Origin of the sequence: Immundisolibacter sp., from assembly GCF_028696615.1 — a bacterium.
Classification (GTDB): Bacteria; Pseudomonadota; Gammaproteobacteria; order Immundisolibacterales; family Immundisolibacteraceae; genus Immundisolibacter.
The window spans coordinates 1-3659 of sequence record NZ_JAQVGQ010000240.1; the positions used below are offsets into that span (position 1 = coordinate 1).

At 68.8% G+C, this 3659-nt stretch carries 4 protein-coding genes; all 4 read left to right on the forward strand.

Annotation, left to right across the window (positions count from 1 at the left end):
* On the forward strand, positions 1 to 578 hold a 578-nt coding region (locus PHC73_RS12440; protein ID WP_300128763.1), incomplete at its 5' end, for an acyl-CoA dehydrogenase family protein.
* Between the two features lie 20 nt (positions 579 to 598).
* A complete protein-coding gene (locus PHC73_RS12445; RefSeq protein WP_300128766.1) occupies positions 599 to 1402 on the forward strand; it encodes a crotonase/enoyl-CoA hydratase family protein in 804 nt (267 codons plus the stop codon).
* A gap of 275 nt (positions 1403 to 1677) precedes the next feature.
* Entirely contained in the window at positions 1678 to 2343 is a 666-nt protein-coding gene (locus tag PHC73_RS12450; RefSeq protein ID WP_300128769.1) for a site-2 protease family protein, read from the forward strand.
* Positions 2340 to 3545 (forward strand): tryptophan--tRNA ligase, encoded by a 1206-nt coding sequence (locus tag PHC73_RS12455; RefSeq protein WP_300128772.1) that lies wholly within the window; start codon positions 2340 to 2342, stop codon positions 3543 to 3545. Before PHC73_RS12450 ends, PHC73_RS12455 begins: the two co-directional genes overlap by 4 nt.
* The last annotated feature ends 114 nt before the right edge of the window (positions 3546 to 3659 follow it).

The window sequence follows — 3659 nt, forward strand, 5'->3', positions numbered from 1 at the left end:
AGCTACTGTGGCGCGTTGCCGACGAGGCGCTGCAGATGTTCGGCGGCTACGGCTTCCTCGAGGAATACCCGGCCGCCAAGTACCTGCGCGATGCGCGCATCGCCCGCATCTACGAGGGCACCAACGAAATCAACCGTATCGTCATGCCGCGCACGCTGCTCAAAAAGCTCACCACCGGCGAGCTCGTGCTCGGCCACGGCAGCGCCGATCCGCTATCCAGCATGAAGGCGGCGCACGCGGCCTGCTTCAATGCCGCACTCGAGCGGCACGGCAGCGGCAAGGGCTTCGATGCCGACCAGGAACTGATGGCGCACCTGGCGGACATGATGACGGCCCTTTATCTGGCCGAATCGACCGCGCTGCGCGTGGCGCGTCATCCGCGCCGCCAGCCGGTGCATGACGACGTCGCCCTGCTGGTGCTGGCGCAGGCCGCCGCGCAGGTGGCGCAGCTCGCCGCCGAAGCGGCCACGCACCTTGGCATCGCCGCCCCGGTCGTCACGCGCCCGGCGGCCGACCTGCTCACGCTGCGTCAGCGCATCGCCGCGCACGTGATCGACGCCGGCCGCTGCGCGCTCTGACCTCCACCCCCGGACCTGTCATGAGCTACCAGCACGTCATCTTCGAGGTGGCCGACCGCATCGCCACGCTCACCTTCAACCAGCCGGAAACGCGCAACGCCATCAGCGACGAGGCGATGATCGACGAGATCGTGTCGGTACTGTCGGCCATCCCGGCGCGGCCGGACATTTCGGTGCTGATCATCACCGGCGCCGGCGAGGCGTTCTCGTCCGGCGGCAACGTCAAGAAGATGCAGGCCAAGGAAGGGCTGTTCGGTGGCAGCGCCATGGACATCCAGCAAGCCTACCGGCTCGGCATCCAGCGCATTCCGCTGGCGCTGTATGAGCTGGAGGTGCCGGTGATCGCGGCCGTCAACGGCGCCGCGGTCGGTGCCGGCTTCGATGTCGCCATGATGTGCGACCTGCGCCTGGCGTCCAGCAACGCGCGCTTTGGCGAAACCTTCCTGAACCTCGGCATCATCCCCGGCGACGGCGGCGCTTGGTTCCTGCCGCGCGCGCTCGGCCACCAGCGGGCGGCCGAGCTCACCTTCACCGGCCGCCTGGTGGATGCCGACGAGGCGCTGCGCCTGGGCATCGTGCTCGAGGTGCTGCCGCCGTCGGACCTCATGGGCCACGCCCGGGAACTCGCCCGGCAGATCGCCGCCAAGCCGCCGCAGGCGCTGCGCCTGGCCAAACGCCTGCTGCGCGCCGGCCAGGCCATGGACCTCAAAAACTTTCTCGACTACTGCGCCGCGTTGCAGGCGGCCTGCCACGGCACCGCCGACCACGCCGAGGCACTCGCGGCCTTCTTCGAAAAACGGCCGGGCCGCTACGAGGGGCACTGAGAGCTTGTGAATTTTTCAAGCGCTCAGCCCGGCCAGGGATGGCCGGACGCGAAGCGAGCCCGTAAGGGCTTGATTCGCGGGAGCCCGTCCGGGCGTGTACCGGACGGGCGACGCAAGAAATGCGCAGGACGCGCATTTCTTCACAAACTCTGAGAGCTTGTGAATTTTTCAAGCTCCGAGGCCGGCCAGGGATGGCCGGGTGGGCGACGCGAGAAAGGCGCAAGACGCGCATTTCTCCACAAACTCTGAGGCCGGCCGCCGGAGGCGGCCACACCATGCTCGATTTCTCGCTGCCGCAGAAAATCGCCATCTGGGCATTGCCGGTGCTGTTCGCCATCACCGTGCACGAGGTGGCGCACGGTTACGTGGCCCGCCGCCTGGGTGACCGCACGGCGCAGATGATGGGCCGCCTGACGCTGAACCCGCTCAAGCACGTCGACCCGGTCGGCACGGTACTGGTACCGCTGGTGATGCTGCTGCTGGGCGGGTTTCTGTTCGGCTGGGCCAAGCCGGTGCCGGTCGACTACCGGAACCTCGACAACCCCAAGCGCGACATGGCCATCGTGGCCGCCGCGGGGCCGCTGTCGAACCTGCTGATGGCGTTCGGCTGGGCTCTGCTGCTGCGCCTTGCGGTCAGCCTGTTGCAAACGCTGCCGTGGGCGGCGCAGCCGTTGTTTTTCATGGCCCAGGCCGGCATCGCCATCAACCTGGTGCTGATGGTGCTGAACCTGGTGCCGGTGCCGCCGCTCGACGGCGGGCGGGTGCTGACCGGCCTGCTGCCGATGCGCCAGGCGGCGCGCTTTGCGGCCATCGAGCCGTACGGCTTCCTGATCGTGCTGCTGCTGCTCACCAGCGGCCTGCTCGGCCGGCTGCTGCAGCCGGCCATCGGCTTGTGCAACGAACTACTATTGACGCTGGTCGGCCTGGGAGGGTCTGCTTGAACACCGACGAACGGGTCTTGTCCGGCATGCGCCCGACCGGGCGCCTGCACCTTGGGCACTACCATGGCGTGCTCAAGAACTGGGTGCAGCTGCAGCACCAGCACCGCTGCTTTTTCTTCGCCGCCGACTGGCACGCGCTGACCACCGAGTACGAAAACCCGCAGCGCGTGGCCGAGCACACGCAGGACATGATCGTCGACTGGCTGGCGGCCGGCGTCGACCCCGGCAGCGCGGTGCTGTTCGTGCAGTCGCGCGTGCCCGAGCACGCCGAGCTGCACCTGCTGCTGTCGATGATCACGCCGCTGGGCTGGCTCGAGCGCGTGCCCACCTACAAAGAACAGCAGGAACAACTGCGCGAGCGGGACCTGGCCACCTACGGCTTTCTCGGCTACCCGCTGCTGCAGAGCGCCGACATCCTCATCTACAAGGCCACGCTGGTGCCGGTGGGCGAGGATCAGGTGGCGCACCTCGAACTCACGCGCGAGGTGGCGCGGCGCTTCAATCACCTGTACGGGCGCGAGCCGGACTTCGAGACCAAGGTGCAGGCGGCGCTGCGCAAGATGGGCAAAAAGCAGGCGCAGCTGTACGAGGACAACCGCCGCGCCTACCAGGAACGCGGTGACCAGGAAGCGCTGGCCGTGGCGCAGGCGCTGGTCCGCGGCCAGGCCAACATCAGCATCGGCGACCGCGAGCGCCTGCTGGGCTACCTGGAGGGTTCCGGCATCATCGTGCTGCCCGAGCCGCGACCGCTGCTGACCGAAACCGCCAAGATGCCGGGCCTGGACGGGCGCAAGATGTCGAAGTCCTACGGCAACGCCATCGGCCTGCGCGAAGACCCGGACGCGGTGGCGCAAAAGATGCGCACCATGCCCACCGACCCCGCCCGCGTGCGCCGCAGCGACCCCGGCGATCCCGACAAATGTCCGGTGTGGGCGCTGCACCAGGTGTACTCGGACCAAGCCCGGCGCGAGTGGGTGCAGGACGGTTGCCGCAGCGCCGGCATCGGCTGCCTGGACTGCAAAAAGCCGCTCATCGACGCCGTGCAGGCTGAGCTCGCCCAGTTCCGCGAGCGTGCCCGGCCGTTCGAGGACGACCCCGGCCTGGTGCGCGAACTGATCGCCGGCGGCTGCGAGCAGGCGCGCGAGGTGGCGCGCGAGACGCTGGATGTGGTGCGCCAGGCGATGGGGCTGGGCTACCGCTGAGCGCCATGACCGCCGGCGCAGAGCCCGCCCAGCAGGAACTGCCGCTGGCGCGGGTGCACGGCGCGCCGCTGACGCGCCTGCCGGAAGACCTCTACATCCCGCCCGATGCGCTCG

Bases quoted from the DNA above. Each gene is read 5' to 3' on its own strand.
- PHC73_RS12445 (WP_300128766.1), top strand. From the start codon at position 599: ATGAGCTACCAGCACGTCATCTTCGAGGTGGCCGACCGCATCGCCACG.
- PHC73_RS12450 (WP_300128769.1), top strand. From the start codon at position 1,678: ATGCTCGATTTCTCGCTGCCGCAGAAAATCGCCATCTGGGCATTGCCG.